General features: G+C 46.1%; 23 protein-coding genes. 5 read left to right on the plus strand and 18 right to left on the minus strand.

Features of this window, described 5'->3' with window-relative positions; genetic code table 11:
* Window positions 1-31: 31 nt before the first annotated feature.
* The 18 genes from E0Z06_RS15695 to E0Z06_RS02170 form a co-directional block, all read right to left on the minus strand.
* Window positions 32-316 (minus strand): helix-turn-helix transcriptional regulator, encoded by a 285-nt coding sequence (locus E0Z06_RS15695; RefSeq protein WP_165907362.1) that lies wholly within the window; start codon window positions 314-316, stop codon window positions 32-34.
* Window positions 316-723, minus strand: coding sequence for a DUF2787 family protein (locus E0Z06_RS02090; protein ID WP_132581452.1), 408 nt, complete (start codon window positions 721-723; stop codon window positions 316-318). The genes E0Z06_RS15695 and E0Z06_RS02090 overlap by 1 nt, the downstream gene beginning before the upstream one ends.
* A 33-nt stretch (window positions 724-756) precedes the next feature.
* Complete coding sequence (locus E0Z06_RS02095) at window positions 757-1,200, minus strand: JAB domain-containing protein (protein ID WP_132581454.1); 444 nt, start codon at window positions 1,198-1,200, stop codon at window positions 757-759.
* A gap of 57 nt (window positions 1,201-1,257) precedes the next feature.
* A complete protein-coding gene (locus tag E0Z06_RS02100) occupies window positions 1,258-1,722 on the minus strand; it encodes a DUF6641 family protein (RefSeq protein WP_132581456.1) in 465 nt (154 codons plus the stop codon).
* A gap of 45 nt (window positions 1,723-1,767) precedes the next feature.
* The gene (locus E0Z06_RS02105) at window positions 1,768-3,783 is read right to left on the minus strand and encodes an ATP-binding protein (protein ID WP_132581458.1); all 2,016 of its coding nucleotides are present in this window, start codon (window positions 3,781-3,783) and stop codon (window positions 1,768-1,770) included.
* Complete coding sequence (locus E0Z06_RS02110; RefSeq protein WP_132581460.1) at window positions 3,767-4,690, minus strand: site-specific integrase; 924 nt, start codon at window positions 4,688-4,690, stop codon at window positions 3,767-3,769. Before E0Z06_RS02110 ends, E0Z06_RS02105 begins: the two co-directional genes overlap by 17 nt.
* Before the next feature lie 138 nt (window positions 4,691-4,828).
* Complete coding sequence (locus E0Z06_RS02115; protein WP_132581461.1) at window positions 4,829-7,585, minus strand: UvrD-helicase domain-containing protein; 2,757 nt, start codon at window positions 7,583-7,585, stop codon at window positions 4,829-4,831.
* 123 nt (window positions 7,586-7,708) lie between these two features.
* Window positions 7,709-8,101: a hypothetical protein gene (locus tag E0Z06_RS02120; RefSeq protein ID WP_132581463.1), complete on the minus strand. Its 393-nt coding sequence runs from the start codon at window positions 8,099-8,101 to the stop codon at window positions 7,709-7,711.
* Between the two features lie 140 nt (window positions 8,102-8,241).
* Window positions 8,242-8,916, minus strand: a complete 675-nt coding sequence (locus tag E0Z06_RS02125; RefSeq protein WP_132581465.1) for a hypothetical protein — start codon at window positions 8,914-8,916, stop codon at window positions 8,242-8,244.
* Between the two features lie 647 nt (window positions 8,917-9,563).
* Window positions 9,564-10,586, minus strand: a complete 1,023-nt coding sequence (locus E0Z06_RS02130; RefSeq protein ID WP_243695541.1) for a DUF4113 domain-containing protein — start codon at window positions 10,584-10,586, stop codon at window positions 9,564-9,566.
* Window positions 10,501-10,998 carry a hypothetical protein gene (locus E0Z06_RS15700; RefSeq protein WP_132581467.1) on the minus strand — a complete coding sequence of 166 codons (498 nt, stop codon included), beginning with the start codon at window positions 10,996-10,998 and terminating at the stop codon, window positions 10,501-10,503. Before E0Z06_RS15700 ends, E0Z06_RS02130 begins: the two co-directional genes overlap by 86 nt.
* Window positions 10,999-11,072: 74 nt before the next feature.
* A complete protein-coding gene (locus E0Z06_RS02140; RefSeq protein WP_132581469.1) occupies window positions 11,073-13,121 on the minus strand; it encodes a heavy metal translocating P-type ATPase in 2,049 nt (682 codons plus the stop codon).
* 56 nt (window positions 13,122-13,177) lie between these two features.
* The gene (locus tag E0Z06_RS02145) at window positions 13,178-13,594 is read right to left on the minus strand and encodes a hypothetical protein (protein ID WP_132581471.1); all 417 of its coding nucleotides are present in this window, start codon (window positions 13,592-13,594) and stop codon (window positions 13,178-13,180) included.
* 111 nt (window positions 13,595-13,705) lie between these two features.
* On the minus strand, window positions 13,706-16,828 hold the full coding sequence (locus E0Z06_RS02150) for a CusA/CzcA family heavy metal efflux RND transporter (protein WP_132581473.1): 3,123 nt from the start codon (window positions 16,826-16,828) through the stop codon (window positions 13,706-13,708).
* A 9-nt stretch (window positions 16,829-16,837) separates the two neighbouring features.
* Entirely contained in the window at window positions 16,838-17,857 is a 1,020-nt protein-coding gene (locus E0Z06_RS02155) for an efflux RND transporter periplasmic adaptor subunit (protein WP_132581475.1), read from the minus strand.
* A gap of 78 nt (window positions 17,858-17,935) precedes the next feature.
* Window positions 17,936-19,180 (minus strand): TolC family protein, encoded by a 1,245-nt coding sequence (locus E0Z06_RS02160; RefSeq protein WP_026349569.1) that lies wholly within the window; start codon window positions 19,178-19,180, stop codon window positions 17,936-17,938.
* 51 nt (window positions 19,181-19,231) lie between these two features.
* Window positions 19,232-19,597 carry a cobalt transporter gene (locus E0Z06_RS02165; RefSeq protein WP_132581477.1) on the minus strand — a complete coding sequence of 122 codons (366 nt, stop codon included), beginning with the start codon at window positions 19,595-19,597 and terminating at the stop codon, window positions 19,232-19,234.
* Window positions 19,598-19,650: 53 nt separating this feature from the next.
* On the minus strand, window positions 19,651-20,556 hold the full coding sequence (locus E0Z06_RS02170) for a cation transporter (protein WP_019677902.1): 906 nt from the start codon (window positions 20,554-20,556) through the stop codon (window positions 19,651-19,653).
* A 22-nt stretch (window positions 20,557-20,578) separates the two neighbouring features.
* Here E0Z06_RS02170 and cadR point away from each other — a divergent pair, with 22 nt between their 5' ends.
* The 5 genes from cadR to istB all read left to right on the plus strand — a co-directional run bounded on the left by cadR (window position 20,579) and on the right by istB (window position 24,402).
* Window positions 20,579-21,043, plus strand: a complete 465-nt coding sequence (cadR, locus tag E0Z06_RS02175; protein ID WP_011918389.1) for a Cd(II)/Pb(II)-responsive transcriptional regulator — start codon at window positions 20,579-20,581, stop codon at window positions 21,041-21,043.
* A 31-nt stretch (window positions 21,044-21,074) separates the two neighbouring features.
* Complete coding sequence (locus tag E0Z06_RS02180) at window positions 21,075-21,983, plus strand: cation diffusion facilitator family transporter (RefSeq protein ID WP_132581479.1); 909 nt, start codon at window positions 21,075-21,077, stop codon at window positions 21,981-21,983.
* A 1-nt stretch (window position 21,984) separates the two neighbouring features.
* A complete protein-coding gene (locus tag E0Z06_RS02185; RefSeq protein WP_008224334.1) occupies window positions 21,985-22,311 on the plus strand; it encodes a YnfA family protein in 327 nt (108 codons plus the stop codon).
* A gap of 289 nt (window positions 22,312-22,600) precedes the next feature.
* Window positions 22,601-23,623, plus strand: coding sequence for an IS21 family transposase (gene istA / locus E0Z06_RS02190; protein ID WP_132581482.1), 1,023 nt, complete (start codon window positions 22,601-22,603; stop codon window positions 23,621-23,623).
* Window positions 23,620-24,402, plus strand: coding sequence for an IS21-like element helper ATPase IstB (gene istB / locus E0Z06_RS02195; RefSeq protein ID WP_132581484.1), 783 nt, complete (start codon window positions 23,620-23,622; stop codon window positions 24,400-24,402). Before istA ends, istB begins: the two co-directional genes overlap by 4 nt.
* Window positions 24,403-24,600: the final 198 nt, after the last annotated feature.

The raw sequence follows: 24,600 nt of genomic DNA on the forward strand, positions 1-24,600 counted from the left end.
GAGGCGCTGCCTCTTGCAACGCCTAGTAATGTTATTCAGGCTTATTTAGTTTAGTCTTGCTTTGTATATCCTTCAGCGATTTTACGAGATTTAGATCCAGCCACTGACACAACTCAATGAACTCCAGTACATCCAGCCCACGTTGCGCCTGCTCAATTTTGCCAAAGTAACTATGCGGCTTGCCGCTAACGGCGCTGAGATCGCGCATGGTTAGGCCTTTTGCTTCTCGTTGTTCACGTAGCCAGTTACCCAGTGCTATCCGTTTTGGGCTGCCGTTTAAATCTGACTTACTGCGTTGAGTTATGTACTTGGCCATTAGCTTACCTCCACATCGAACACTTGCATTTCCAGCCAGTAGGTTATGAAGTTTTCTTCCCAGATAGGGTAGATTTGCAGTGCGGTTTCGATGGGGTAGTAGCCGCTGATGTCCTGAAACATGCCAGCCTGAAAATCGAAGTCTAACGATTTAGCCAGCTCGACATCTTGGCCTTGACCGACATAGCAAAAGTCGGTGATGTAGCAAATCCGCCAGTTGTGGCCGCTGCGCTCAAGCCTGATTTCAACCGGGTGGTAGCCGCCGCGTTCGGCGCTGTATTTTGGGTCCCGAAAGTTAATTACCGCTTCACGGGGTTCTTTGTTCTCACGTTGCAGCAATAACCTTGATAAGTTATCGCCCAGCCGCTGACTAACAGGCAGGGTTAAATCGCCATACAGAATTCGCATAGTTAAGTCTCCAATGTGTTTGTTTCTAAATTATTAAAAAATGTCTGGGTGGGTTTCTTGTAAACTGGTGTACTGGTTCAGGCCGATGATGATGTGGTCCAGCACTGTGATATCCAGTGTTTTGGCTGCCTCTACAATGTGCCGGGTGATGTTGATGTCTGCCCGGCTCGGCTCTGTTTTACCCGATGGATGGTTATGAATAAGCATCACCACCTTTAGGTTAAGTATCACGGCTGTTCTGAGCACTTCAGCGGGTCGCAGGCTAACGGCATCAACACTGCCGGTTGCCACTACCTCAAAACAGTTAATGTCGTGTTGTTTGGTCAGGTTAACTACGATGAACACTTCCTTGGTTTCATACTTTAAGTAGTCAAACAGCCTGGCTATGGCTGCGGGTTGGTGTACCGGCATACCGGTAATGTCACAGTCGATTTCTTTAAAGCGGTACTTCACATCTATTTCGCGTAGGATTGGCATTTGTTACCTCCTAAACCCCTCAAAAGCTTTGGCCGGTGGTGTGCCGGCCAATCTGAATTACTTCTTGTCAGCGGCTTTAGCCTGCTTAGGTGGTTTCGAGGGTTTTGCAGGTGATAGCTGCAATATCTGGGTATCCAGTTCACCCGCCTCCACGGCTTTAATCAGGGTGCTGATAACAGCCGGTAGGTCTTCCTTTTTACCGACATCGATAGCCGCTTTGCCTTTGTCCAGCTCCAGCGTTTTAAGGCCTACCTTAATTTCAAAGAAGTAGTGCTCTTTGTCATCAAAGTACCATGGCCGAACAGCTTTGCGTTTACGCACGGTTTTGCTCTCACCGGTTTCGGGGTCTTTTACTTTTTTGTCTTTGAAAGCCTCGTAGGGCTGACCATCTAACATGGCCTGAGCCATAGCCTGCTGCTCATCCAGCTTTTCAATTAAGCGCATACGCTTGCCCAGAATAGGTGGCTTGGCCTCAATTTGTGGGCGAGCGATAACCTTGAGAGAACTCAATAATGATGTCATGGGTATTTCCTTTTGTTGTTAAGCTGGCAATGCGGTTAGTCAGGGCTAACGCACAAAGCCGATGGTTGGTGTTGGTTGCTTGCGGTTGTTCTCGTCTGCCAGCACAGTAAGCGCCAGCAGTCGGTGTTCGTGTGCTGCACTAAAGCGCAGCCGACGTGTTAAAAGTGCAAAATCGCCGGGTGTAAGTCTGCTTAAGCGACTTAGCTGCTCAGTCTCGTTCTTTGTTAGCTGTTGGACGCTCACAGTGCGCTTGTACAGCGTTAAAACTTGCGGCACAGTCAAGTAGTCACATTCAAGCTTGAAATCAAAGCGGCGCAGCACAGCGCTATCCAATGCTGTTTCGAAGTTAGTTGCAGCGAACAGTGGCTGAGTAAAGCATTCCAGCTGTGCCAGTAGCTCGTTGACCACTTGCCGTTCGTGGTGCGCGTTTAGCCGCTCCCGGCTGGTTAGCAGGCTGTCTACCTCATCCAGCAGCACCATTTGATTATCTCTATGTGCCTGCTGAAATAACCGTGCTATTTGCTTTTCTGAGTCACCGACATACTTACTAAGGACATCTGAGCTCAGTACCCGCTTAATCTCCCGCTTGTGAAACTCGGCCATATGGTGTGCCAAGGCTGTCTTTCCAGTACCTGGCGGGCCGCTAATCAGCACCCTTACGGGGGCATTATTCGCGACTGCATGATTTATCTGTTTTAGCACCGAAGCCGGTTGTTTGATGTTTAGCATCGCCATATCAAAGCTAAGCTCTGGCTGGTAACGCATGGTGTCATCCCACAAGTCACAGGCGGTTAAAGCGTTTTCAATCACATCTTCAATAACACCTTGTGCCAGTGTTCGCTTAAAACCCAGTGTTTTGACCACATGGCCAGCATTAGCCAGTAGCGCCGGTGTTAGATTGGGTGTTTTACTGATACTGGTATGAAACTCACCGGCCACGCCTAAACCCTTAAACTCGGCCCGGCTCATTTTCTCAAGCACCGCATCGTTGGGGGAGTTAACGGCCATCACCAACTTAAAGCGGCGGATATAGCTGTGCTCCAACTGCTGCACATGGTTGGTTATCCAGATGGTTGGCACAGCGTTAGCTTCCAATAGCCTATGTACGGATTCTTTCGAGTAATGCGTATCGGCACTGTAGAACAGGCTTTCACATTCATCGACCAGTAATATCATGTCACTGCCAGCCATTAAGCTTTGCACCAAAGTAATGTACTGCAGGCGCTGGGTGTCCGAACTTTTAGCACCAAACTCACCCGATAGAAAACCCTCATCAATACGCAGATTCCGGGCTTCAAATAGGGTTAATGACAAACTGTGAGCCAGCACCTTTGCCAGTTCGGTCTTACCGCTACCGGCCTCACCATACAGCAGTATGTTGATACCTATATGCTTCTGCTCAATAGCCTGGCTCAGATAACCCTGTAGCAGGTCGATATCGACATAGCTGAAGTCATCGGGCTTTAGTGTGGTAGGAGTGCTGGCGCACAGGGCATGCTTTAGCAACTGCTCTTTGCTCACCACCACCTCGGTGGTTAGTACATACAGCATGCTGCTCGGCATGGTGATGTCCTGCGGTTCATTTAGCCACCGGTCTATCAGTAACACCCCGTTTTGCTGCAGTCGGATTAAGCAGTTAGCCACTTCATCTGAACTGAGGCCCGATAATTCACTTAATAACCGCTCCAGCGCATGTTCTTCTAAATGGCCACCTAAGAAATCAATCAGGTGGTTCAGACCCTGATTAATATTCATCAGCGATAGAAACCCCAGGGCGGGGGCAAACTCGCACTTAACATCAAATAGCGAACATAGCGTTAGCATGTTCTGCCGCACTCGGGCTGTTAGTACCGGCGTATCATCTTCAAAATCCAAATAACCCAGCACAGTGGCCGTAACCAGCTTATTATCTTCATCTAGGCTTCTGCCTGTTACCCGTCGTAGCATGTTGCGATTAATATTGGTGCTACAGATATCATCGTCTATCAGTGCTATCACCCGCTTGGCATACTGGGAGGCAAGATAGTGGCAAGGCATCGGTGATTTAGGTGGCACTATCATGCTCACCCCCGGCTGATGTATAGCTCAGCGTCTGCGCGGCCTGCTTCATAAACTGGTGGTCGCGCTTGTCATAAACAGTAGTAGTGCGTATATCAGCATGGCCTGCCATCTGACGCACCGTATTGATATCGACATTCTGCTCTAACAATCGGGTGATAAAGGTCCGGCGCATGTCATGCGGCGACACATTAGGCACACCTATCGCCGTCAGTTTTTGTTTTATTAACCTATATACCGACGATACCGTCATGCCAACATCAGGCACCACTTTGCCGCTAGTGTAGGTTTTACATAGCAAGAAGCCATCTTCTAACCTACGTTCATGCAGCCACACGGCTATATGCTCTTGGCACCATTTGGGCAAGAAAAGCAGCCTGCTTTTATTACCCTTGCCGTTACGCACTAGCAGGGTGTGGTCGCGCCGGTTGTAGTCACTCAGTAGCAACGCCACTAGTTCACTGCGACGAAGCCCGGTGCCAAGTAGCAGAGCAAAGATAGCAACATTACGTTTAGCCACAGCACAGCGGCCACGCTCGAGCATCGTAAACAACTGATTGACCTGCTTTGCGCTAAGAGGCGTGCCTTGGTGCTCGGGGTGTTTCAGGCGATCAATAGTAGCGATATGGGCGGCTTCTTTCTGATCTGCCTGGCCCATCATTACCGCGACTTTAATGATGCAACGAATAGCAATCATCGCCCTGTTAACAGAGCGGGGCTTCCAGCCAGCATTCGTCAGTACAGCACGAATAACTAATGCCTGTTGATAGTCAATCTTGGCGAAGTAAGAGCCGTAATCATCAGGCCAGTTCATAAGCTTAGCGACACTGTTAAGCTGTGACGCAATAGAGCTTCGACTGGTAGGCGATAGACGGCCCAAATACAGCGCGCAGGGGCAAGCTGTACTCATAGAGCACCTCTGAATTTCAAGTAATTGGGGGGATTAATGAGCGCAGAAGGGGATAGCGCTACACTATGGTAACGCTGGATCTGGTGGAATGGCGAGTGGTATTTTTGACACGGTTAATCGGGGATGGGTAGGCGCAAATTACTTGTACAGTGAGTGATGAATGTCGTGCAAAATGTTAATCACGCTTGCCTTTTTACTTTGACCCTTTGATGTATCGTAGTAAGGCAAACGATTTGGGTTGTAGAACACTTTTAGGCTGCGTTTTGCTCGCGAACAAGCCACATAAAGATTACACATTTCTTGCTTTCGTGTAGAAAGTTTGCCGTTGCCAAGTGACGTGTCAAAAATAAGCGTAATGTCGGCTTCCAACCCTTTACCTTGGTGAGTGTTTGTAAAGATAATTGCCATTCCGCTAGATATTTCATCTGCGGCCTCCTTAAGTTCAGTGATGATTTTTTTATAATTTGATAAAACAAGAACGCTTGGATTAGAGTTGAGTGCTTTAATCTTTTTTAGATCTCGAAGCAGCTCTGCTTTAGCTTGCGTAAAGTCAGCGAAAGGTTTTAATCGAGGCAGATACTGACTTTTATCTTGTGATATTGCTAACGTCAACGTACCGCTAATACCTTGACGAATAGCATTACAAAAATTAACGATGCCGTGATTGGATCGATAACACTTCCGCAGTGCGAACTTCTTCGCGTTGTGAAACATCATTGTGAAATTTTCTAACGCTGCAACCTTTGCGCCACGAAAGCCATATATCGACTGTGCTGGATCTCCGACGCAGAAGATATTGGCTTTCTGTCGGCTCAATGATTTTAGAATTTCCCACTGCACTTCACTTGAGTCTTGTGCTTCATCAACGAATATATATTTCAGTTGTTGCGCGAGAAATTTCGCGTTCCCGGTGTCGTCCAGCATCGTTTTCATGTTTAGCAAGATGTCATTGAAATCTTGCAGACGCCTATCCTCCTTATGTTTGCGATACAGCCGAAAAACCCTACAAACCGATTTCTCATAATCCACGAGTTCCGGCGCGAGTTTCTTAATTGAAGTTGGAATATGTGGTTTGACAAAGTTCGTACTGTGATTGATTACACGCACCACCTTTTTGCGTAATGAAGCACTACTACAGATCTCCTGATTACCTACGCGATTAATGAAGCGATTAATTAATGCTTCTGAATCATCAGCGCTGAGTACAGTTAGAAAATTGAACTTCGTGACTGTCTGATTACACCAACGACTGAATGTGCTTACTGATACTCGTTCTGCATCAGGGCACTTTTTTAGCAGTTGCTTTTTAAAGTGATTCGCTGCTTTTTTAGTGAAGGCAAGCACACAGATTTCTTCTGGTTCTGCTTTTTTTTGCTCTATGAGGTAACAGACACGCTTGATCATTGTCGTTGTTTTGCCAGAGCCAGGCGTACCCTCAACATAAATATTCTGCACATCAGATGTGATTATTTCATCCTGATCTGAGCAGCGTTCATGCAGTATTTCCTGAAATGGCACAAGTGAATCTCGCGCTTCATTAACTACCTGTGTGTAGTTGAAGTTCGATATAAAACCAACTTTCTGTGGCGTCAATATGCTCGACTGCAGTTGAGTTAAATGCGGTAAAAATGCAGCCAGTACTTTCTCTTCATCAAACTTCAGATATGCGTCTTCCGAGTTAAATAGCTCCCTAAGCTTTTTCATTTCGTCAACCGACTTGTTACGAACTAGTTTTTTTAGCGAACCACGAGATACAAGTTTTAACGCTAATGGTTTAACAAATACTGTATTACCAAATTCAGGCTTGAGCTGTTTCAGCTGATTAAGGCGCAGTGTTACCTTTTTTCGTTTGTCTGACTTTCCGTTACCAATTAAGTAGAATTCATTTTCATGTTTGAACTCATAACGAGCTACAGGACGTAGTTCGCTGTATGCTTTATCATACCCACCGATTTCCTCTAGTAAGTCGTTAATGTTTTCTTGAAGTCCTACCACAACTTCTTCAAATTGTTTGGTCAGTTCTTTTGCCAGTTTGTCATACACGGACGCACGTGAACCATCTTCACTTCCTAGGTTTGTTGTCATGGCCAGGCAGTTTTGATCTTCGGGATAACATAAGCCTGCGCTGACTTTTTTATTAGTGGTATCGATAAAGCAAAATAGCTGTGACACGCCAAACATGTTCATGCCTAAATCAACTCGAAGCACCCGTGAGTTGTTCATCAGCTGGGGATAACGATTGGCTTTTAACACAGACTTTAGATGTGAAAACACAAGATCTATCATCCCCGGCGCGAAACGTGAGGGAATAAACTCAATTTCTAGATTGTGAGGTAGGGGGCGGCCCAAATTTCTTGGATGCGATTTGTCTGCGAAATATATGTTCACATATTTATACGCATCACCATCAACTTTAAGTTCGAAGCACCTAGTGAAAAAAGGCTTGGTATCACCCTCTTTAAAACCCTTATTTTTATTCTTAGCGGCGAGACTGGTAACAGTCAGGTGGCTATTTCTGTTCTTAGTTTTTACTTTAAAGATCCCATCTTCTTTAGATAGGAATGAGCAGATGTCTTTCTCTGTCAGATCCACTGCGAGGGTTAGATAGTCGATATCAACCAATTCAGCACTGATATTCTGAACGTAGTTAGCTAAAAGCTGTTCCTGTTCTATTGCAATATCATGGTTGGTTATGACATCTATAACTTGTGCAGTGTTATTGACATGTTGGAACTGTGGCACGGTAGTACATGCATTAATTTTGCGCTGATGCGCTGTTTTAATAGCATTCGTTAACTTATTTTTTTTGAAAAAATCATTCAAAAATTCATTGTTAAAAAGTGAGGTCAGCGCAAAAGCGCGATTTGGCTCATCTATTGGTGGTTTAATTAGCATGGAATATCACTTCCTTAAAAACAGTAATTAATTAAATTTGCACGACGTTTAAGAGAAAATTATCAAGTAGTTAGGCTGCTTAGAGAGGTAGTCAGTGTTACCAACTACCTCTTAGCTCCTTCCCTAAGATGTGATATGTTGAGGACATTTAAATCCCAAAGATTTGGCATGATCATGAACATGTTTTGCATTAACGCGTTCGGGATTTTTCATGCCAATTTGATCTGCAATATTTAGCAAAATAATTTCTCGGGTTAGGGGAGGGTAAAACTCCAGTGCGAGAATAGTGGTAGTTTTAAACTTCCCGAATACTGCAATGTCGTCTGAAAATGATTTAAGAATTTCATAGCATTTTTGCTTTTCAGCTAGAAGTGGATACATTTCAGGGCAGTGGTTTAAACAAATTGTATCCAGCGGATTAAAGCTGGAAGCAGAGTGCACCGTGATGTATTGGTGCAGTAGCTCGAAGTTATTAGTAACTTCCGTAATTAGTTTTCTTGCACAAGCGTTGTTCATGAGTATCTCCAAAAATAAAAAAAGAGCTCCTCATAACTGGGAGCTCTTTGGGATTTACAGATTTAAATTGAGTAAGAAACGCTAGATTTTTAGCTTGCAGTCCGTACTCGTTTGAATGAGATTTTTGATTTACAGAGAGACTAATTTGGGAGGCTGTCTTCAGCGATAATGCTGTTGATCGCAGCTATGAGTTTCTTGAGTTTTTTCTCCTTTAATGTCTCTTTTAAGAACGTAGCAAGTTTTTTTGGTGTACCGTTGTTGACGAACTCTGCAATTAGTTGAGACGACATTTTGTCCAATTTTGTTTTCTCAACGGGTGCATCGATATAACCTAATTCAATTGCTTTCTTTTTTACGCTTGAAGACGTTACAGTGCAAAATTTTGTTTCATCATAATTGTCAGTCAGTTCTGAAATAATATGTCGGCGAGCCTTGATCTTTAGATCCCGCAGTAAATTTAGAGAGTGTGGAGTAAAACTCTTATAGTCGACCGGTTCAAAACGCAGCGAGTAAGTGATTTCATAATGATGGCATTTACGGAGAGTTGTTGTGTAATGACAATCATAGTGCGTCTGGATAAATGCCTTTAAATCGTTATATCCGAATTTATCCCAGAGTTTCTCTACTGTTAGCAAATGCATAGCAGCTACATCATGTTTTGTATTACTTTTGAGAACTTTTACTACTGATTCTTCAGACATTTCGTTATTTGGAATATCTAGAATCCGGCAAGCCTCCGTAAACTGTTTGTGTTTTAGTTCTTTCGGATTAGTTGCTGGATTATTTTTGATGGTTTTTTGGCTTGATTTTTCCATTAGAAACTTCCTATTTAATTAAAGCAAAAAGCCTGAAGACTAAGTCTTCAGGCTTTGTTGGGGGTTGAGTTAATTTAGAAATTTAAAGGTGTTTTTGTAGCTGCAAGTTTGCAGCTGATACAGATCAAGTAATCTGTTTTTACGGTAATTTATCTGACGATTAAGATCAGAATTTTTCCGAGAAATGCTCGAAGTGCTGATTAGTGCAAACTGAAAATATAGTGCCGCGATATGGTGCCAATGCGTTTCACCTATCTATTTCGACAAAACGATTTCAATTTGAGAATGGGCTATCGAGCTTGCTCAAGTTCTAATTCACTTGGCAATGTATTTACAGAACTTTAGGAAAGTTAAAGTGCATACAGACATGGTAAAACTTGGTATGCAAAATTGAGGTTACCAAAACGTTTGTTTGATTTCCAGCACTATTTTTGACACGGATAAATTACGAACTATGTTTTTTTGTTATTTAAATCAATGCCTTGCATGGTGGGTAATTTTTTACTATCAAATGCAATGGATCGCATCCTATTGAACACGCCTAATAATCAACAGACGAAATGAGACAAAATCGATATCGATTGATATAAACCACGGTTAATGACTTCAGATTAATTATGCGGTCTGTAGTTAGCTTGTAACAACTATTACCTAGCCACCGGAAGTTCTCGCCAGTTTGTCGTGTAAGCTGGTGAGAGTAGCTCTCGCTTCATACTCCATTCCTGCTTATTGCCTTGGCTAGCAAACCAGATGGTTTTAGTGTGCTTAGTGTTTAATTGATCTATTAGCTGCATGAGCTTTTGGTCTGACTCTTTTACAGCTAACGGATCATCAAACAGGCTTGGTTGATAAACTCCAATATCGAAAAAATCAGCTAACATAACACCGGCCTTGGCATACCTGTAACCGTTAACCCATAGTCCGTCCAATAGCTGCATTGCCTTGTTTAGAAATATACGTGTGTCGCTACTTGGTGTATCAAGTTCGACACTTCTGCTGGCGCTGTAGGGCGCATCTTTATCGCTAAACGGGCTGGTGCGTAAGAACACAGTTAAATGTTTAGCTGTCTGCTGCTCTTGGCGTAGCTTCTTGCAAGCACGGCTGATGTATTCGCTTATTGCCTCACCCATTTGCTGCTTATCGGTTATGCGTTCACCAAAGGCGCGGCTGCTGACAATCTGCTTTTTAGTCGGTACAACTTCTTCCAGTGCGATACAGCTTTCGCCGTTAAGTTCTCGTACGGTGCGTTCAACCACTACAGAAAATTGCTGACGAATATACTCAGGGTCAGCGTCGGCAAGTTGCAGTGCAGTATTAATACCAAGTTGCTGTAACCGCTTAGTCAGCTTGCCACCGATACCCCATACTTCATCTACCGGTAACAAGGCCAATAACTTACGCTGGCGCACTTTATCAGTTAAATCCACCACACCACCGGTTTTGGGCCAGGGTTTGGAAGCATGTTCCGGGAGAGATTGTAAAAAGGTGCCTGCATTCTCTGTAAAATCCAGCATTTCAGCGTATTCCGCCTCGCTGATGATGACACCATCGGCGACAGCTCCACTGTAATCGACCGCAACATAATCAAGCAGTTGCCATAACTGCTTTGCATCTCCCGAAGTAGTGGTTTGAAAATTGCTGACGAATATACTCAGGGTCAGCGTCGGCAAGTTGCAGTGCAGTATTAATACCAAGTTGCTGTAACCGCTTAGTCAGCTTGCCACCGATACCCCATACTTCATCTACCGGTAACAAGGCCAATAACTTACGCTGGCGCACTTTATCAGTTAAATCCACCACACCACCGGTTTTGGGCCAGGGTTTGGAAGCATGTTCCGGGAGAGATTGTAAAAAGGTGCCTGCATTCTCTGTAAAATCCAGCATTTCAGCGTATTCCGCCTCGCTGATGATGACACCATCGGCGACAGCTCCACTGTAATCGACCGCAACATAATCAAGCAGTTGCCATAACTGCTTTGCATCTCCCGAAGTAGTGGTTTGTGCAAACACAGAACCTGTAATCAGAAATAATACTGCGCCAATGCTGGCAATGCGTTTAAGGAAACTTTTTTGATTATTCACGTTTATTTTTTGCCTCTACGTTTAGGGGGGCGATGGCGAATTTATATCAGCTCGCCGAGATGCCACTCTTTATTTTAAAACTTCATGCGCTGAATTCGCACGGCATTCATAATCGCTAGCAGCGCTACACCGACATCAGCAAAAACCGCTTCCCACATCGTGGCCAAACCACCGGCCCCCAGTATTAATACGATGGCTTTTACACCGAAAGCGAGGGAAATATTTTGCCAAACAATGCGTTTGGTTTGTTTACCGATGGCGATGGCGGTGGGAATTTTGCTGGGTTTATCATCTTGAATAACAACGTCGGCTGTTTCGATTGTTGCATCGCTGCCAAGGCCGCCCATCGCTATACCGACATCGCTCAGGGCAACGACCGGTGCGTCATTAACACCATCACCGACGAACGCAACAGTTTCATTTCGCGCTTTGATTTCTTTTACTTTGTTAACTTTATCTTCTGGTAGTAAATCACCAAAGGCATTCGCGATACCTAATTTCTGTGCGACAAATTGCACTACTGAACTTTTGTCACCGCTAAGCATGGTAATGTTGATGCCCAATTTTTTTAGTGTATCTATCGTTAATTGCGCGTCCTCTTTAATGCTGTCGGCGATAGTAATGTAGCCTGCGAATTTTTGATCGTAAGCAATAGCGATGACGGTATACACAATGGTGGCCGGATCAAGATCGTAGGCGACGGCGAATTTATCGAGCAACCTGAAATTACCTACCAGTAACGCTTTGCCATTCACGTCGGCTTTCAATCCATGACCCGATATTTCTTCAACATTGTTCAATGTAATGCTGCTGTCGATACCACCTACAAATTGATGAATGGCGGTTGCTACCGGATGCGTACTTTGGCTTTCTAGTGCGTTGACCATTTTCAGGATTTCATCGCGATTGAACTCAGGGTTGAGGTTGACCTCCTGTACTTTAAAGACACCTTCCGTCATGGTGCCGGTTTTATCCATCACCACGTTTTGAATGGTAGAAATGGTGTCCAAAAAGTTACTGCCTTTGAATAAAATACCGTTTCGACTGGCTGCGCCTATGCCGCCGAAATAGCCCAGTGGAATACTAATGACCAATGCACAGGGACAGGAGATCACCAGGAAAATCAACGCACGGTACAACCACTCACTGAATACATAAGTCTCCACAAATACATATGGGACCACACAAATCGCAACGGCCAAAGTAACCACAATAGGTGTGTATATTTTGGCGAATTTTCGGATAAATAATTCGGTAGGCGCTTTCTGTGCAGAAGCGTTTTGCACTAATTCTAAAATTCGGGACAGTTTGCTGTCGGTATAGGCAGTGGTTACTTTGACTTGTGACACTGCATTGAGATTAATCATGCCCGCCAACACACTATCACCTTTGGTTTTTGTGTCAGGTTTGCTCTCGCCGGTCAAGGCGGCGGTATTAAATGAGGCGGTCTCGGATAGGAGTTCACCATCCAATCCTAATTTTTCACCTGCTTTGAGTTGTATAATATCGCCAATGCTAACGGTCTCTGCCTTCAGGGTTATCGCTTGATTATTGCGTAACACGGTTACTTCGTCGGGGCGTTGATCGAGCAGGGTTTTAATGTTGGTTTTTGCGCGTTTCACGGCGAGGGTCTGGAACACTTCACCGATAGAATAAAACAACATCACGGCAACACCTTCCGGATATTCACCGATAGCAAAAGCACCGATAGTAGCAATGCTCATCAATAAAAATTCAGAAAATACTTCACCTTTCGCAATGCTTTCAACGGCCTCTTTCAACACTGGCAGGCCTACAGGTAAATAGGCGGCAACGTACCAGCCAATACGCAACCAGCCAGTAAACCAGGTTTGTGGAAAATAATTATCCAGTACTATCGCAATGAGCAGTGCAACCAAACTCATTGCGGCAGGCAGAAATAGCTTTATATTGCTACCGCCATCACTGGCATGATCGTGGTCATGGCTATCATCATCGACATGCTGATCTTGATCGTCACTGGCACAACAACAGCTTTTCGAAGGGCTATTTTTTATTAGCACATCTGCTTTGTTATTTATTTTTTCTTCTTCTGTGCAACATAGTTGTTTGCCCTGTTCATCATATTCGTGTGTATGTTCCATAGCGTTTCCTTTACTTGAAAATAGTGATAGAAAATGAAGGTTCATATCACAAAAAATCAGTGAGCCTCATGCGGCATTTTTTGGTAACTCGCTTTAATAATTAATGCCTGCGGATGTATGTCATTGATCACGACTGAAAAAGATCCTGTACGACGGGTATTGGGCTTGAAGTGAAGATGGCAGGGAGAATAATCAGTGACGATGGTTTTTAATAACACGCCTTGAGTGTCGAATACCTGAAATTGTATTTGACCGCACTTCACATGCACTTGCTTGTGTTCGGGCCAAACACCACCGCTCAAGGTCAGGGTTCCCTTATCAAATTTGGCCGCCGCTTTCACAAGGCTCAAGTGATGCTGCCGAAGTTCCCCATCCTCAAACGCGACTTCAGGCAAAATCACTGACGATGATTGGCAGGCAGTCAGTAACATCCCAATCGATAGCAAAATAATTAATTTTTTAAAAGTAGTCATAGTCAATGCTCCTGTGAAAAAACCGGTTGATGACCGGGCAATCTGTAGCCCGGCCATCGGCTTCCATCTAATCGGCGCAATTAGCGCCAAACTCTGAGCCTCCGAAGAAAACTAATTCTTTGGCTTGGTCGCGCTAAATTTGCTATGAAGCCAGTGATATAAAACGGGTAACACAAACAACGTCAGCAGCGTCGAGGAAATAATCCCGCCGATAACCACTGTGGCCAAGGGGCGCTGGACTTCCGCACCGGTGCCAATATTAATCGCCATCGGCACAAAACCGAGGCTCGCGACCAAAGCGGTCATTAGCACAGGGCGCAACCGGGTAAGCGCGCCTTCCGTTATCGCTAACAGCAAGTCACCTTTCTCACGCCAGAGATCGCGAATAAAGCTCAGCATCACCAGACCGTTCAACACCGCTACGCCTGATAAGGCGATAAAGCCAATGCCAGCAGAGATTGATAAAGGCATACCCCTCAAATACAAGGCCAACACACCACCGGTGAGCGCCAACGGCACACCGCTGAAGATAATCAACGCATCTTTAAATGACGCAAAAGCCATCACCAGAATACCTAAAATCAGCAGCAACGTAACAGGCACCACTATGCTAAGGCGCTGACTGGCGGACTCCAGCTGCTCAAAAGTACCGCCATAATCCAGCCAGTAACCGGCTGGTAATGCAACGTCGCGGTTGATTTGGGCCTTTACCTCTTCTACAAAACTGCCAAGGTCTCGCCCGCGCACATTCGCGGTTACCACTACCCGGCGTTTGCCGTTTTCACGACTAATTTGCGCCGGCGCAGGCGACAAATCTAAGGTAGCCACTTCCTGTAACGGCACAAAGTCCCCATTTGGCAATGGCACCGGCAACACTGCCAGTTTGTCCAGATCGCGACGCAGGGTTTCCGGCAGGCGCACTATCAGCTCAAAGCGTCTGTCACCTTCATACAGAATACCGGCCGACGTACCACCAATTGCTGCTGATACCCAGTCCTGTAGTTCAACCACGTTTAAGCCGTAACGGGCAAGCGCGGTTCGGTTGGGGATCACCGACAAGGTTGGCAAGCCAGTGACTTGTTCGACTTTAATATCCGCAGCACCTTGCACCTTGTTGACTGCTTGCAGAATTTGATTAGCGCTTGTAACCAGCTGATCTAAATCATCACCAAATACCTTAATACCCAGATCTGCCCGTACACCGGAAATCAGTTCATTAAAACGCATCTGAATAGGTTGGGTAAATTCATAGTTATTGCCAGGCAATGTCGCCAAAGCAGCTTCCATTTCAGTGACCAATTGGGCTTTGGTTTTATCCGGATTGGGCCATTCACTGCGCGGCTTTAATATCACAAAGTTGTCAGCCACATTGGGTGGCATCGGATCGGTCGCCACTTCTGCCGTACCAATTCTGGCAAACACTTTATCAACCTCAGCAAAGGTTTTGATCTTCTGCTCCAGAATTTCCTGCATTGCAACGGCTTGTTCTAAGCCGGTGCCCGGAATACGCATGGCATGTAAAGCGATATCGCCCTCATCAAGCTGAGGCACAAACTCTGCCCCCAACGTGGTCGCCAACCACAGACACACACCAACCAGAGCACTGGCCAAACCAATCACCAGCCAGCGAAATTTCAGTGCCAGCGCTAATAGCGGTGCGTACAGGGTTTTAGCGCCTCTTATGACCGCACTTTCTTTTTCACTGATTTTACCATTTAAGAACACCGCCACAGCGGCAGGCACAATGGTCAGCGACAACACCATGGCGGATAACAGCGCAATAACGACAGTCGCTGCCATAGGATGAAACATTTTACCTTCGACACCGGTCAGTGAAAAAATAGGGATATACACTATGGTAATGATGGCCACACCGAACAAACTAGGCCGGATAACCTCTGCTGTTGCCAGATACACTGTATTTAAGCGCTCTTTTAGCGGTTGGATACTGCCGTTGTGTTGTGCCTGCGCCAAGCGTCGAACCGCATTTTCGACAATAATCACCGTACCATCAACAATTAAGCCAAAATCCAGCGCACCCAGGCTCATCAGGTTGGCAGAAACGCCAGCTTGTACCATGCCGGTAATGGTCATCAGCATTGATAGCGGGATCACCGCCGCAGTGATTAACGCTGCCCGCAGGTTACCCAGCAGGATAAACAACACTACGATCACCAGTAATGCGCCTTCCAGCAGGTTTTTACTGACGGTTGCAATGGCTTTATCCACTAAGGTGGTACGGTCATATACTGCTTCAGCAATAACACCCTCTGGCAGAGAGCTTTTGATCTGCTCCAGCTTTTGCGCCACATCCCGTGCCACTGTGCGTGAGTTTTCACCAATTAACATCATGGCTATACCCAGCACCGCTTCTTTGCCATCCTGAGTTGCCGCACCGGTTCGCAGCTCTTTGCCAATGGCAACGTCGGCAACGTCACTCAGCTTTACCGGTATAGCGTCGTATTGCGTAATAATGACATTAGCAATGTCATCCAGTGAGGTTAACTGACCGGGCGAGCGTACCAGCAGTTGCATGCCTTCACGTTCAATATAACCAGCGCCTCTGTTGTCATTGTTGGCTTGCAGGGCCAGCTCAATATCCTTAATACTCAGGCCATAATTAAGCAGTTTCAGTGGGTCGGGTAACACATGGTATTGCTTGTTATAGCCGCCAATACTGTTTACTTCCACCACACCTTTAACTTGTGCCAGCTGAGGTTTTATTATCCAGTCCTGAATTTCCCGCAGTGCCATGGCATCGTAAGGTGAACCATTTTGTTGCAGTGCACCCGGTTTGGCCTGCACGGTATACATAAAGATTTCACCAAGCCCGGTTGAAATAGGGCCCATTTCAGGCTCTATGCCCTCAGGCAACATATCCTTGATAGCGCCCAACCGGGTGTTGATTAAATTGCGGGCAAAGTAGATGTCCGTGCCTTCTTCAAATACCACCGTTACCTGTGACAAGCCATAACGAGACAAAGAACGGGTATAACTTAAATTGGGTAAGCCATACAGGGCAGTTTCTACCGGATAGGTAATACGCTGCTCGGCCTCAAGTGGCGAATAACCCGGTGCTGCGGTGTTTATTTGTACCTGAACGTTAGTAATATCCGGCACTGCATCAATCGGTAACTGTTGGTAGCTCCAGCTACCAATGGCAATAATCAACAGTGTCAGCGTTAAAAATAGATACCGCCTCGCAATAGCCAGGCGCAACATGGATTCAATCATAGTGCCCCCTTAATGCGCGTGCTCGGCTTCAGATTTCTCAATATCCGCTTTTAACAGATAGCTATTTGTCGTGACATACCACTGGCCGGGCTTTAAACCGGCAATCACTTCGACATAATCCATGTCGCTACGGCCAAGCTGCAATGGGGTAAAGACATATTCGGTATTGTTTTTCACGAAGACACCGCTTTGATTGTCCAGTATTTGAATGGCCGATTTTTTAACGGCAAGCTCAACGTTGAATTCACCGCTTATTACAGCACCCTCGATTAATTGCCCGGACGACAGTTTACCGTCACGGTTATCCAGCTTAACTCTGGCCAGTTGATAGGGCTGGGTTAATGACGGGATGATATGTGCAATTACGCCGTTAATCTCAGTGTCAGCGGCCAGAATGACCACGTTTTGTCCTGTCGCGACAGCAACTTGTTGTGACGGGTACAGGCGAAAATCTGCCCACAGGCTGCCAAAATCAGCAATGCTGAATAGCGTCTGCTGCTGTGCGACCTCACCAACATTGGCGCTGCGCTGAATAATAACGCCGTCAATTGGTGCTTTAATGGCATAGGTATTTAAGCTCTCATTTGACTCAACAACGGCCAGCACATCGCCTGCTTTTACGCTGTCACCCAGCGAGAATTTCACCGAGGTAAGAATACCGGGAAAACGGGCATTAACATGGATGATGCGGTTTGGATCAGCGCTAAGCTTGCCATAAACAACCTGATGTTGGCGTAATCGCTGGCTGTCAGCACGGTCTGTGACAATATTAACCGCCGTAGCCATATCATCACTAATGCGGCTGCTTAGGGTTTCGTTGTGTTCATGCTCGTCGTTTTCGTCGTGCCCTTCATGCTCATTGTGTTCTTCATGTTCTTCGTGCTCTTCATTTTTCTTAGTGTCAGATTGCGGCTTTACCGCTTGTTCTTTGGCATGGACGTGAGCTTGTTCTTGCTCATTGGCAGCCATTACTTGCATCGGCATCAGCCAGGCTGCAATAAACATTGCCAGTGTTACATGTGGTTTCATAATGCTATCTTCCTGTATGTTCTGTTTGCCACGTCGCACAGTTAATGAAGTGCGGCAGCGGGGCAATAATCTTGTCAGTTACTGCGTTACCGGCTCGGCGGTAAGCTGTTCAATCGTCGCCTGGCTCAATAGCACCGCAGTGGCGGTTTCCAGTATTTGTCTTTTTGCCTGCAACAATTCTTGCTGGGCATTAAGCCAATCTTGATAATTTGAGCGCCCGCGCTGGTATGCATCACGCGTAAGATCCAGCGCTTGTTCCAGGTTGGGGATCACGTACTGCGCCAACTGTTGGTGACTGGTAATAAATTGCTGTCGTTGCGAGTAGGCATCAAACAAGCGTTCATGCAGGATCAGTAAGCTATCCTGCTGCCGATACTCGACATTGTTTCGCTCTGCCAGCGCAGCTTCGATGGCTGCACTATTGCGACGTTCAGCAAATAATGGCACTGAGATACCAAAGGTAAGGCCTGTATCGTCACTGGCCTGATAGCGTCTTACCCCTACTTGCCAACTCAGATCTGCGCGGTTTTGGCTTTGCGCCAGTCGCACTTCAGCGTCTTTTAACCGACGTTCAGAGGCAAAAATGGTTAACGCCGGCGATTGTTGCAGCCGCTGATACAGCTCGGCAAAAGGGCGGCTTTGACCAAAAGCAAACAAATTACCTGCCACAACGTTAAAGTTGGCGCTGGTATCACCCCAAAAACGTGCTATGGCTATCTTTTGCCGCTCAATGCGCTGCAACAGGGCGTCCCGCCCGATCTGAACCTGAGCCAGTTGCGCCTTTGCCCTCATGATTTCAGCATCTGACAAGGCACCGCTGGCGGCACGTTTTTCAGCGCTTTGCAGCAGGGCTTCTGAGAGCTCTACTGCCTCTTCTGTCAGTGTCAATTCCTGCTGGCTGGCTAGCAGATTAATGTAGTTGCGGGTAAGTTCGGCCAGCACATCGAGGGTTTGCGCTTGTTGCTGCCAATCAAGAGTATTGAGCCTGGCGTCTACTACCGCAGCGCGCCACTGAGCTTTGTTATCCAGCTCTATCACGGAAGATAAGGCGACTGTCAGCTCAGCACCGGCCAGCCCTCTGGCCTCTCCGGTGCCCGCAACGTTCTCAAGCTCTACACCGAGTTGATAACCGGGTTTAAGGCTTTGCACATCACGCTCTGCCAGCAGTCGCTGTTGGGTAAATTTAAACTGATGCAGCTGCGGGTTGTGTTGCAGTGTTTTATCTATTGCCTGTTGTAATGTCAGTGCTTGCGGCTCTGCACGTAGCGGAAGCGCGCAAAATACCGCCGCCAGTATTGCTGGCAGCATTAGTCTCATACGCATGGGTATGCTCCTGAAAGTTAATCGTTAATAAAAAAAGATAAACAAGCAGGATCAGATATTTGGCGGCGGCACCGGTGGGCGATAGCTAATGAGGTTTAACCCTGGTTGGGTAGCGGCTATAACACTGTCACGGAAGTTAAGCAGTTCCATGCCCTGAAAAAAAGCGATATAGCAGGTCACATGAGCATGATTACTGTGTTCGTCGGTATCATGCTCAGAGTTATGTGCAACGTTATGTGCAGTGACTTGCTCACTGCTTACGTCGAAAAGGGTATCTGAGTGGCAGTGTTCATGTTGCAGGTCAGTGTAGGCATGGGCATGATCAGGCAAATGCATAACTAACGCATCACAGGCCATCACGGCATGATCCAGCATAATCAGCAACAGTAATAATAAGCCTGATGTACGACCTAACATAAATCCCTCAGTAAGTTAGCGCTATGGTAGCACTATTGCGACTTAACAACAAGCTACGCTTTTAGCTGTAAAATCCTGCGCGCACCATTGAGTACAACTAATCCAATGATGAACCCTATTACCAGATCCGGATAGCGTGACCCGGTCCAGGTGACTAATAATCCGGCCAAAATCACCCCAGCATTTGCGATAACGTCATTTGCAGAAAAAATCCAACTGGCTTTCATATGCGCGCCGCTTTCTTTTTGTTGATGAATTAACGAAAGACAGATCACATTAGCAACCAAAGCAATAGCGCCCATAATTAACATCAACGTCGACACTGGCTCGTTACCAAACAGGTAGCGCCGTATCACCTCACTGATCACCCCAAAAGCTAAAATTAATTGCAGCCAGCCGGCAAGCTGTGCGGCGTTTAATTGAACCTTGCTACTACGCCCGACTGCGTATAGCGCAACCCCGTATACCGCTGCATCGGCAAACATATCCAGAGAGTCGGCTATTAACCCGGTTGATTGAGCCAGCCAACCGGTCACAAACTCTACTGCAAACATCACCGCGTTAATGCCCAGCAACCATTTTAAAATTAACTCCTCACGCAGCGAACCTGATGCTGTGGATTGTCTGGCCTGCGTTACCTCTTCGGGTTTCACCGGCCCGGTCTTTGTCAGCGATGCGCCCAGCCCTAAGCTGTGCATTTTTGTTGTAATTTCATTGGCATTCACCGTGTGAAAAACGCGAACCTGCCTTTGTCGGATATCAAACTGTAACAGAACACCGGGCTCAACTGTTTCCAGCGCCATACGGATCAAACGCTCTTCGGCAGGGCAGTCCATTTTAGGCACCCTAAATTCACTAAGGTAGGCATATTTTGCATGCTTATCAGGTGCATCAACGGCGCTATTTTCACTGTTGCCCGTTTCGCTACACTTATCATTGGAACAGCATTTTGCATTCATAACCGATAAACCTTGGGTTGATATGAAACCTAGTTTAAACTCTGTAGTTACTATAGAGTCAATAGGCAGTATCGAGATGATCAAGATTGGAGAGCTGGCAAAAATCTCTGGCTGTTCTGTGCAAACCATCCGTCACTATGAAAAGGAGCAGCTTCTTGCGGCGAAATTACGTAGCGATGGTAATTTCCGCCTCTACGATCACGCTGATATCGAGCGGTTGCTATTTATTAAACACTGCCGGAGTTTAGATCTGAGTTTGGCAGAAATTCGTCAGTTACTGAGTTTGAATGACTCGCCAATGTCGCAGTGTGATGATGTCAATCAGATGATTGAACAGCATATCGAACAGGTAGAACGTCGCATAGCGGATTTAACGCAGCTTAATAAACAACTAAAGGCTTTACGTCTTAGCTGCAACTTGAAGCGCACGGTAGAGCACTGTGGTATTTTAAAACAACTGAATGAAGCCGTTAGTCAAACCAACTAAGTTGTTATCAGCAATAAATAGGTGAGTCTTAATGCACCAGCACAACCATTCACATATCAAAGACGACAGCGACAACCGGATCGCTATGGCTTTTTTTCTTAATGTGGGTTTCACCATAATTGAGTTTATCGGCGGTTGGTTAACCAACAGCACAGCAATTATGGCAGATGCAGTGCATGACCTGGGTGATAGCTTATCTATTGGCAGTGCATGGCTGTTGAACCGGCTTGGCCGAAAGTCTGCAAACCGACAATTTACTTACGGCTACCGCAGATTGTCATTGTTTGGCGCCTTAATTAACGGCTTGGTATTGATTGCCGGATCGGTTTGGGTACTGACTGAGGCAATACCGCGGCTGGCTAACCCGGTAATGCCAGTGACAGAGGGAATGCTGGCTTTAGCTGTGCTGGGTGTTGCAGTCAATGGCTTTGCCGCTTACCGCTTGAGCAAAGGAAATACACTGAATGAAAAAGTGCTGAATTGGCATTTGCTTGAAGACGTTCTTGGGTGGGTTGCAGTTTTGGTTGTGGCTATTGTGTTGCAATTTGTGGATTGGCCTATCCTTGACCCTTTGCTTTCTATTGGTTTCACCTTATTTATTTTGGTTAATGTTTTACGAAACCTCAGCACAACTGCGCGTTTATTTCTGCAAGCCGCGCCAGATAGCAAATTGCAAAATGAAATCCAAGATACTTTGCTGAAAATTGATGAGTTAGACAGCATTCATCACCTGCATCTCTGGTCGCTTGATGGTGAACATCATGTACTCACCGCACATGTGGTAACCAATGCCAGCAAGGCATTTACTGCAAACCATTATGCCGATATTAAGCTGCGTATTGCTAACGCATTGGAGCAGTTTGATTTAGCACATACCACGATAGAACTGGAGTTAACACAAGAACATTGTCGGGATGAAGTCCCGGATAAGGTGCAGTGAAGTGACCGTCATTACAACGTTAGGTTTATTTATCATTACTGCAATAGCAGAAATTGTCGGTTGCTATTTGCCTTACTTGTGGCTGAAAAAAGGAGCTTCAGCCTGGGTGCTGTTACCTGCTGCAATCAGTCTGGCATTATTTGCCTGGTTGTTAACGCTTCACCCAACGGCTGCTGGACGTGTTTACGCGGCTTATGGCGGAGTATACGTAACAATAGCAATAGTCTGGTTGTGGGGAGTAGATGGCATTCAACCACACCGCTGGGATCTGGCTGGCGTCGGGCTAATGCTCGCAGGCATGGCAGTGATAATGTTTGCGCCGAGATAAACAATTTGTTTTGAGCACGGTATTACGAAAAGAAAGACTTAGGTACTTTTATCATTTATAGCAATGGTTTTTCTGTTCTTGATTAAGAATTTTTCAGAATACATTGTGTATCAAATGTTAGTCGCCCACAAAAATGGTTACAGCAGTGCCTGATTTACCTATTTTTTTACAAGGTGTACGCTTTGTGTCACCGGTAATGTAAAACTGACCCACTAACGACAATTTAAAATTGACCCACCTGAGGCAAAATTACCGCCGACATTAATTGAATTAAGGCGGTGTAATTTTAATGCTGACTCAGGAGTTATTAGTGGAAATCCATGTGTTGCACCGACAAGGCCAAAGCATTCGTGCTATCGCCAAAACATTACATGTATCACGCAATACTGTTCGTAAGTATCTGCGGGATATTGCTAAAACGCCAGCCTATAGCGAACGTGCTGATCGGGCTTCAAAACTTGACCCATTCAAGACATATCTGATGGAGCGGATCGCTGCGGCTAAGCCGGATTGGATACCGGCAACGGTGCTGTTCCGTGAAATTCAGGCCAAAGGATTTACCGGCAAAGAAGGCATTCTGAAGAACTATATCCGGCCTTTTAAACCGCAGCAGCATGAACCGGTGAGGCGCTTTGAAACCGCCCCAGGCCAACAGCTGCAAATCGACTTTACGACCATTCGCCGCGGGCGTTATAAGCTAAAAGGCTTTGTTGCCACGCTGGGTTTTAGCCGCGCTACCTATGTCCGGTTCAGTGAATATGAGCGCCAGGAAGACTGGTTGCTGGGTATTGAAGCCGCGCTGGATTACTTCTCTGGCGTCCCTAAAGAGCTGCTGTTTGATAATGCCAAATGCATCATGATTGAGCGCGATGCTTATGGTGAGGGTGCTCATCGCTGGAATGCCAAACTGCTTGAGATGGCCAAAGACTATGGCTTTAAACTTAAAGCCTGCCGCCCTTACCGGGCAAAAACCAAGGGCAAGGTTGAGCGCTTCAATGGCTATTTAAAAGGCAGCTTTATCACGCCACTGGCTGCCAGCTTAAAACAGGCTGGCCTTGTGCTCGATGTCGACACAGCGAATGCGCATATCGGCCCCTGGCTTCATGATGTGGCCAATCAGCGCATCCATGGCACGACTGGCGAGAAGCCTGCGGTGTTACTAGCTAAAGAGCGCTTGAGCTTACAACCGCTACCCAGCGGTATAAAACCGCGCCAGTCTGACATCCGGCAAATCACGCGCTATACGATGCCAAGGGAAAGCTTACAACACCCCTTATCGGTGTATGACCAATTGTTGGAGGTGCGGCCATGAACCTGCAACTTCAACGAATACAGCATGCCTGTGAGGTATTGAAACTGCCGGCAATAGCAACAGAATGGTCGGCCATGGCTGACCACAGTGCCGCACAAGGTAAAAGCTTCGCCGACTTCCTCGAAAGCCTGCTGCAAGCAGAACTGGATGCCAGATTGCAGCGCACGCGGGAGATGTTGCTCAAGACTGCCGGGTTACCAGCGGTAAAACACTTTGATGACTATGACTTCCGCTTCGCCACCGGCGCACCGCGCAAACAGCTATTGGAGCTCACCAGCCTGGCCTTTATTGAGCGTCAGGAGAATATTGTACTGCTCGGCCCAAGTGGCGTAGGTAAAAGTCATCTGGCGATAGCACTGGCGTACAGCGCCATTATGCGTGGCATAAAAGTGCGCTTTATCACTGCGGCAGATTTAATGCTGCAACTGGCCACGGCAAAGAAACAGGGCCGCCTGGAGGCATACTTAAAACGCAGTGTATTATCGCCAAAACTGTTGGTAATAGATGAAATAGGTTACTTACCGTTTGGCCGGGATGAAGCCAACCTGTTCTTTAACGTGATAGCGAAACGTTATGAACAAGGCAGTGTTATTGTGACCAGCAACCTGCCATTCTCACAATGGTCAACGGCGTTTACTGATGATCAAACCTTAACTGCGGCACTCTTAGACAGGTTATTACACCATGCTCATATCGTGCAGATCAGCGGTAATAGCTACAGGTTAAAAGGTAAAAGAACAGCGGGTGTGATACCGGCAGCAGAGAGTACGTTAAGTTGATAAAAGCCTGGGGTGGGTCAAATTTAGATTACCGTTTTAAGCGGTAAGTGGGTCAAAATTGGATTGCCGTTGACATTGTTACTATTTCAGTTAAAAAGCTGCACTTTAATCACTATTAAAGTGCAAAATGCTCTAATTCATTTCAAAAATATGAGCTCAAAGAATCATCAGTATTTCGCTCGTTCACAGTTATTAAGG

The sequence above is a fragment of the Rheinheimera sp. D18 genome, from assembly GCF_004345025.1.
In the GTDB taxonomy this organism is placed as follows: Bacteria; Pseudomonadota; Gammaproteobacteria; order Enterobacterales; family Alteromonadaceae; genus Alishewanella; species Alishewanella metallidurans.

Coding starts and splice junctions, on each gene's coding strand:
- E0Z06_RS02160 (WP_026349569.1), bottom strand. CDS start 19,180: ATGCGTATGAGACTAATGCTGCCAGCAATACTGGCGGCGGTATTTTGC.
- E0Z06_RS02110 (WP_132581460.1), bottom strand. CDS start 4,690: ATGAGTACAGCTTGCCCCTGCGCGCTGTATTTGGGCCGTCTATCGCCT.
- E0Z06_RS02140 (WP_132581469.1), bottom strand. CDS start 13,121: ATGGAACATACACACGAATATGATGAACAGGGCAAACAACTATGTTGC.
- E0Z06_RS02125 (WP_132581465.1), bottom strand. CDS start 8,916: ATGGAAAAATCAAGCCAAAAAACCATCAAAAATAATCCAGCAACTAAT.
- E0Z06_RS02095 (WP_132581454.1), bottom strand. CDS start 1,200: ATGCCAATCCTACGCGAAATAGATGTGAAGTACCGCTTTAAAGAAATC.
- istB (WP_132581484.1), top strand. CDS start 23,620: ATGAACCTGCAACTTCAACGAATACAGCATGCCTGTGAGGTATTGAAA.
- istA (WP_132581482.1), top strand. CDS start 22,601: ATGCTGACTCAGGAGTTATTAGTGGAAATCCATGTGTTGCACCGACAA.
- cadR (WP_011918389.1), top strand. CDS start 20,579: ATGAAACCTAGTTTAAACTCTGTAGTTACTATAGAGTCAATAGGCAGT.
- E0Z06_RS15695 (WP_165907362.1), bottom strand. CDS start 316: ATGGCCAAGTACATAACTCAACGCAGTAAGTCAGATTTAAACGGCAGC.
- E0Z06_RS02100 (WP_132581456.1), bottom strand. CDS start 1,722: ATGACATCATTATTGAGTTCTCTCAAGGTTATCGCTCGCCCACAAATT.
- E0Z06_RS02180 (WP_132581479.1), top strand. CDS start 21,075: ATGCACCAGCACAACCATTCACATATCAAAGACGACAGCGACAACCGG.
- E0Z06_RS02090 (WP_132581452.1), bottom strand. CDS start 723: ATGCGAATTCTGTATGGCGATTTAACCCTGCCTGTTAGTCAGCGGCTG.
- E0Z06_RS02155 (WP_132581475.1), bottom strand. CDS start 17,857: ATGAAACCACATGTAACACTGGCAATGTTTATTGCAGCCTGGCTGATG.
- E0Z06_RS02120 (WP_132581463.1), bottom strand. CDS start 8,101: ATGAACAACGCTTGTGCAAGAAAACTAATTACGGAAGTTACTAATAAC.
- E0Z06_RS02145 (WP_132581471.1), bottom strand. CDS start 13,594: ATGACTACTTTTAAAAAATTAATTATTTTGCTATCGATTGGGATGTTA.
- E0Z06_RS02150 (WP_132581473.1), bottom strand. CDS start 16,828: ATGATTGAATCCATGTTGCGCCTGGCTATTGCGAGGCGGTATCTATTT.
- E0Z06_RS02170 (WP_019677902.1), bottom strand. CDS start 20,556: ATGAATGCAAAATGCTGTTCCAATGATAAGTGTAGCGAAACGGGCAAC.
- E0Z06_RS02105 (WP_132581458.1), bottom strand. CDS start 3,783: ATGATAGTGCCACCTAAATCACCGATGCCTTGCCACTATCTTGCCTCC.
- E0Z06_RS02115 (WP_132581461.1), bottom strand. CDS start 7,585: ATGCTAATTAAACCACCAATAGATGAGCCAAATCGCGCTTTTGCGCTG.
- E0Z06_RS02165 (WP_132581477.1), bottom strand. CDS start 19,597: ATGTTAGGTCGTACATCAGGCTTATTATTACTGTTGCTGATTATGCTG.